Origin of the sequence: Desulfonatronospira sp. MSAO_Bac3, from assembly GCF_003838035.1 — a bacterium.
Lineage (GTDB): Bacteria > Desulfobacterota > Desulfovibrionia > Desulfovibrionales > Desulfonatronovibrionaceae > Desulfonatronospira > Desulfonatronospira thiodismutans.
Genome location: NZ_QYZY01000177.1, coordinates 1 through 6087, shown reverse-complemented (window position 1 = coordinate 6087; position 6087 = coordinate 1). Strand labels below are relative to the sequence as shown.

Below are 6087 nucleotides of genomic sequence, written 5' to 3'. Positions count from 1 at the left end.
TTTGCTGAAAGGTCTGTTCCGGATTACTTTCCGCAGGTCCCGGTGGATAAGCTCTATGATATTGACAAGATGGAGTGGCAGGAACTGTTTGCGACCAAGGTCCTGACCCAGGAAGAACATGGCAATAAGATCTTTGTCCATGCGGACAAAACAGTGCACACCTATGAAGTGGAGCGTTTCATGCGGCTGCTGCCTCAGGGGGTAAAGGCCAAGCGTAAGGCCCACACTATAATCATTGAGGGACGGGACAAGTACCTGGAATGGATTAATGCCGGCAAAAGGGACCAGGGTTTCTGGAAAAATCTGATGAATAGATTTAAAAGGACAAGACTGTAGAGTAGACTGATGGTACCCATTCAGGGGGGTGGGACGCCGGAACCGGCCCGGTGCCAGTAATCACCACCGAGGCCCCCCTGAATGGTTACGAATAAAAGGCCTTTTTATCCTTTTTTGCCCAGCCGCCTTTTGAGCAGGATGCGGTTTAAGTAGGTCATGGGGGTTCTGGACACCCTGCTCTTGCCGGCCAAGGCCTTTTCAGGTTCAAAAAGTACGTCCGCCAGATGTATGGTGGGACTCTGCCTGCTGAGAAAACCGGCGCAACCGGCGCAGTAGGTGACCATCATGTCCTGCCCGGCTCTTTTTTTGCGCTTGAGGCTCCAGGTCCTGGCAAACCCGGGATTGTGAAAGCCGACAGCCCCGCCTTCACCGCAGCACAATGTCTTTTTACCGGAGTTTTTCATTTTACTCACTTCAATCCCCCTGGCATTTAGAAGCCGGCGCACTGCATCCTGGATGCCGTCCTGGTAACGCAGAGGGCAGGGGTCATGTACTGCCAGCCTCCCCGGCTTTTCAACCTCTTGAAAACTGTTCTCTTCAGCCATGACTTGGTAAACTGTCTTGACTTTGAAATCCTCGGCGTAGGCATTTAGCACCTTGAAACAGTTGGGGCAGGCCACCAGGATTTCTTTGACCTCCAGGTCACGCAGCTTCCCCATGATTTCCTGTAAATTCTTGTGAAAAAAATCATCGCGCCCCAGGTCATGGGAAGGTTTGTGGCAGCAGTCCAGGACCATATCCAGACTGGGCAAGGCTTTCTTAAGTTCCTGGTAGATCCTCCAGGTGATTTCCGGTCTGGTTCCGGGCAGAGCACATCCCGGGAAAAAAACAGTGTGTGCCTTTTGCGCGGGATATCTGGACAACAGGTTGGAATGACCCAGTTTTTCAAACTTAAGCAGGGGTGAATAGCGGGACAGGTCTACAGTTTCTTCCTGCACTGCCTGACGGCGCATATCCAGAAACATATCCGCGGGAGAGAGTTTTTCCGGGCAGATGGCCCCGCACAGATCGCACAGGCTGCATTCGAAGGGGTCAGTGCTGTTTTTCCCATCCAGGATTCCCTGGGCGATATCCCCGGGCATGCCGTATTTTTTCAGAAACTCGCACTGTGAAACACAGACCTCGCACCTGCTGCATCCCTGCTGGTTGGCCTCGGCCAGGTGGATCAGAGACTCTGAAGGCATGCCCTGCGGCGCAAAAGATACCGCAGGGTTGGTTACCGGAACGGATAACTCTGAATGGTCTTCCTGGGAGCCGTACTTCTTTTTTAAAATACCCACAATTTTTTTGGCTGCCAGTGGCAGAATCCCGATAAGGGCCAGGGAGATGATCAGTCCTGGAGAGAATATGTCCTCGGTGGACTGGATGCGTCCCAGATGACTTCCGGCGTTTACAAAGACAAAGGTGCCAGGGAGCATGCCCAGCTGGGAAACCCAGAAAAAGGTCCGCAGGCGTATGGAAGTGATGCCCATGGCCAGATTGATTATGAAAAAGGGAATCACCGGAATCATGCGCATTGTAAAAAGATACAGGGCCCCCTCTTTCTGCACCCCCCTGTCCACAGCCTCAATAAACCCGGAAAACCTGCTTTTGACCCAGTCCCGGAGCAGGTAGCGCGACAGGAAGCAGGCCATGGTCGCCCCGATGGTACTGGCAAAGGAGACGATTATGGTTCCGGTTATGGCCCCGAACATAGCTCCGGCCAGAAGTCCCAGAGGAAGTGCGCCAGGCAGGCTCAGGCTTACCACTACCATGTATACCAGGAGATAAATCCCCAGCACAGTCAGGAAGCGCTCTTCCAGCAGGGTTTCAAACTCGGCCCTGGAAGCCCTGATGTTGTCCAGGGTCAGGTGGGCATGAATGTCCAGCAGAAAATAGGCGGCCACAATGGAGGCGATGACAGCCAGGATCAGCAGTTTTGTAAGGTTTTTAGACATGGAAAGTACCTCTTGTAAATTTGTCGGATGTCTGCACCCTGCATGGATAATCAAGGCAATAATTATTAAGAATTCAGCAACCGGGTAAATTTACTCTTAAAAAATCAGCAGTCAAATTGTTAATTCAAATAGTTTGACCTGTTTTGTATCAAAAAAATCTATAATATCTTGCTACGGCACGTGAAGAAATCATAGTTGGACCGAAAATACAGCAAAATCAAAGCGTATAGATAAAAGCAATACAATCTGTCTTGTATGATAGAAATTATCTATTAGACATACTCTTTTGCTGTGGATATAAACTAAAACTTAATGCTTTATGTTAAGGCTGTTGCAGGTGATTTATATGTTCTCCACAAGATATGAACAACTTGTGCAGGCAGGCAGCCGTAATTTTTTTAATTTCTGAATATGGAGGCATAATGAGAAAATGTTTATGGGCACAATTCTGTTTGGTTGTTTTTCTGGCATTTGTAGCTACAGCTTGTACTCAGGATGACAGCTACAACTATATTTCCCCGGCAGAGCTGAAGGAAAGGCTGGATGCCGGAGAGGTTGAGCAGGGTTCACTGGTGGTTTTCAGCTCTCAGACTGAAGAAGAGTGGGAGTCAGGGTATCTGCCTCAAGCCATACCCACTTTCGCCAGACCTCTGGAGTCAGATGAAGATTATGCCAAGCTGGAACCGGTCCTGGATAAGGTCAGGGGCACTGATGCAGATATCGTAGTCATTTGCCCAAGAGGCGGGAGTGGTGCCACCAGGCCCTGTGATTATCTCATGGACCATGGCATCGATGAAGATAGGCTGCTGATTCTTGAAGGCGGCCAGGAAGCTTATAATGATGAGTTTCCTGAAGACGTAGTTTTCCCGTAAGAGCAGGCACAGCAAGACCCGGGTGTGCTGACATCCGGGTCTTGCCACAAAAAATTACTTTCTGCGCGTATTCTTACAGCACTGGGGCTGTAAGGCTTAGCTTGATAAGCATAATTCTTATTGCCAAGTCCAGGCAGGGAGGCTTGCATGGCCGCCATAATCCATGATCCGGTGCAGTTTTACAAGAAAATGGACAGGATGGACAGCGAAGGGAACAAATCCGCAATAGCCGCCCGCCAGGCCCGGGAGATCATCAGCAGCCTGGCGGATAAAAACCATCTGGACCATGAGTTGCGCATCAAGCTCAGCCGGGACGGTGAGGCCAGGATTAAAAACTGCATCAAGTTTCAGCTGGTAGACGGTCACAGGATGGTTGCGGTCAAGGAAAAGGACTGGTTCATTTTTCTGTTTCTGGGTACCCACGATGAAACAGACAACTGGATTAAAAACAACATGAACATGAGGCCTGACCCGGCACGGGGCAAAGCTATACCTCCTTCAAGCCAATCTCAGAACAGCAGGGAAGAGCCTGAACAGGCCGGCCGGGCTGAAGACCAGGAACCGCCCTCAATTCATGATCTGGATGTCCCCCTGCATGAAGTCCTGGACCAGAAGACATTGAGAGAGATTTTTCCAGGCATCTGTGCACCACCCAGGTAATGAGACGATGGTCTTGTAGATGGCAAGGGTTTAAGAAACCGGCCCGGGGAACAGGCACTTCGGGACCCACCTGAGCATCATTTTACGCTCAAAAGAACTCATTTCCTGGGACAATCACGCTTCAGGTGTGACTGAAGAGCCAGTCCCCATGCCACATCCAAAGCGCTGAACAGATACTTTTGCTCTTTGCAGGGGCGTGGCTCACAAACCTTGCATAATTCGTCTTTTGCAGGAAATAATTGTCTCAGATATCCTCACCCCTCCTGATCAGGACTTCGCTGGAGCCCTTGGAGCGGCCATCTGGGGATTTAATAAAAGTTACACCACCACGCTACGCCCCACTCCTCTTTTTTGCTTCCAGATAAACATTCTCAGGTTCCTTCTGGATTTCAGCGGTTTTGATTACGGCCGTGACAACTCTGTAGTATTTCTTGATCTCGTCCACGGGTCAGCATACGTTCTTTTCTGTCCTTTAGCCATTTGTCCAGGACCTGGCAGTCGCCTATCCGAAGAAAAAAATGAGAACATTTTTCCAAGAAGACATGTATTTTGAGTTGAACTTCGGAAAATTCACAGCTCAATTGTCATATATACGGAAAATCAGCATCGAGGTTGTGATATGCAAATAGAGCGCTTAATCGATCTAAAAAAATTGTTGGAAAAAATTCCTTCTTCCTGTTCGGTCCCAGGGCCACAGGGAAATCAACCCTGGTCGAGCGGCAATTATCCGGAGCAGCAACAATTATCGACCTTCTCGACTCACGGTTTTTTTTAAGGTTGTCCGCAGCACCACATGATCTGGAATCCATCGTTGATGCCCGGGGTCACCGGCTAATCGTTATTGACGAAATTCAGCGCATCCCGGAATTACTAAATGAAGTCCACAGGCTCATTGAAAGACGGCAGATCAGGTTTCTGTTAACGGGCAGCAGTGCCAGGAAACTCCGCAGAGGACAGGCCAATCTTCTTGCCGGACGCGTCTGGGAGGCAAAGCTGTTTCCCCTGACATGGAAAGAAGCGCCGAATTTTGATCTGGATCAGTATCTGCGTTATGGTGGGTTGCCGGCTGTCTATCTCAGCGATTTTCCGGAAGAAGAGCTTGACGCTTACGTCAATACTTACCTGAAAGAAGAAGTAATGGCCGAAGGACTGGTTCGCAACCTGCCGCCTTTTACCCGTTTTCTGCGATCGATGGCTCTGTCCAGCGGGGAAGTGATTAATTTCACCAAGCTTGCCAATGACTGTCAGGTGCCAGCGTCAACTGTCAGGGAACATGTCGGTTTTTTGGAAGACACTCTGGTAGGTTTTTTCTTGCCCGCCTGGACTGAGTCCAGAAAAAGAAAGGCAATCAAATCCGGCAAGTTTTATTTTTTTGATCCTGGGCTTGTTCACACCCTTGCAGGCACCAGGTCCCTTGATCGCAACTCGGATTTATATGGCAAAAGTTTTGAACATTTTATCGGCATGGAAATCAGGGCGTACCTGAACTACAGCAGGACAAAACTTCCTTTAACATACTGGCGCTCCACTCATGGCCATGAAGTGGATTTTCTCATTGGAGAAACTACAGCAGTTGAAGTAAAGGCAACTGAGCGGGTTACGCCCAAGGATTTCAAGGGTCTGAAAGCGCTGGCCGAGGAAGGGATATATCAGGATTTCTTTCTGATCAGCCAGGACGGGGTTGCCACCCGGCAGGGAAACATCCAGGCTATACATTGGGAGGACTTTCTGAATCGTTTGTGGCATGGAGAGATTATCACTGCCTGATAAGATGACCCTTAAACAAATTGATGCAGCAGCAAAAAAAAGGGGGATGTCAAGATCATCCTTTCTCGTTAACCTTGCACAAAACGCGATTCATTCAAATCATTCGCACCCATCAACATAGGACTCATATCGAAATAACACAACGCATCATGTGCGGCGGGTACTAAGGAAACTCCTACATGATTATCATAAACAAAACTCCGGAAATTGAACTGCACCTGAGTCAGGCTCACATCCTGATGCCTGAAAAAACAGTTACCGCCCTTAAAGGGGAATTTTCCCCGGAATAAAGGGGATAGACAAAAGTCGAAGCTTAGCCTGTACCCCGCAGGTTTCTCAGTCACTTGTCCTCAGTGTCAGGCTCCCCAGACAGTGATGTTTCTATTTTTGTAGATTTTTTCGAGCCTGAAGATTTTATCATCCCAGGAAACATTCCTGTCCCGGTTAAAGATAATCAGGTGGGCTTCGTCCGCGCCTGCCCGGTCAGCATAATCCGTTGTCTGTTCCAGACCTGT

The 6087-nt window shown here is 49.2% G+C and carries 6 protein-coding genes; 5 read left to right on the top strand and 1 reads right to left on the bottom strand.

Annotation, left to right across the window (positions count from 1 at the left end):
* On the top strand, positions 1–336 hold a 336-nt coding region (locus tag D5S03_RS05900; RefSeq protein ID WP_287042999.1), incomplete at its 5' end, for a hypothetical protein.
* A 104-nt stretch (positions 337–440) separates the two neighbouring features.
* On the opposite strand, the gene D5S03_RS05895 is transcribed toward D5S03_RS05900, so the two are convergent.
* A complete protein-coding gene (locus D5S03_RS05895) occupies positions 441–2273 on the bottom strand; it encodes a VTT domain-containing protein (RefSeq protein WP_287042998.1) in 1833 nt (610 codons plus the stop codon).
* Between the two features lie 422 nt (positions 2274–2695).
* On the opposite strand from D5S03_RS05895, the gene D5S03_RS05890 reads away from it, so the two are divergent.
* The 4 genes from D5S03_RS05890 to D5S03_RS05875 all read left to right on the top strand — a co-directional run bounded on the left by D5S03_RS05890 (position 2696) and on the right by D5S03_RS05875 (position 5572).
* Positions 2696–3145 (top strand): rhodanese-like domain-containing protein, encoded by a 450-nt coding sequence (locus D5S03_RS05890; protein ID WP_008869699.1) that lies wholly within the window; start codon positions 2696–2698, stop codon positions 3143–3145.
* A 147-nt stretch (positions 3146–3292) separates the two neighbouring features.
* The gene (locus D5S03_RS05885) at positions 3293–3805 is read left to right on the top strand and encodes a hypothetical protein (RefSeq protein ID WP_008869698.1); all 513 of its coding nucleotides are present in this window, start codon (positions 3293–3295) and stop codon (positions 3803–3805) included.
* 226 nt (positions 3806–4031) lie between these two features.
* Complete coding sequence (locus D5S03_RS05880; RefSeq protein ID WP_040418163.1) at positions 4032–4358, top strand: hypothetical protein; 327 nt, start codon at positions 4032–4034, stop codon at positions 4356–4358.
* 98 nt (positions 4359–4456) lie between these two features.
* Positions 4457–5572 (top strand): ATP-binding protein, encoded by a 1116-nt coding sequence (locus D5S03_RS05875; protein ID WP_040418161.1) that lies wholly within the window; start codon positions 4457–4459, stop codon positions 5570–5572.
* Positions 5573–6087 lie beyond the last annotated feature (515 nt).

Coding starts and splice junctions, on each gene's coding strand:
- D5S03_RS05885 (WP_008869698.1), top strand. CDS start 3,293: ATGGCCGCCATAATCCATGATCCGGTGCAGTTTTACAAGAAAATGGAC.
- D5S03_RS05895 (WP_287042998.1), bottom strand. CDS start 2,273: ATGTCTAAAAACCTTACAAAACTGCTGATCCTGGCTGTCATCGCCTCC.
- D5S03_RS05890 (WP_008869699.1), top strand. CDS start 2,696: ATGAGAAAATGTTTATGGGCACAATTCTGTTTGGTTGTTTTTCTGGCA.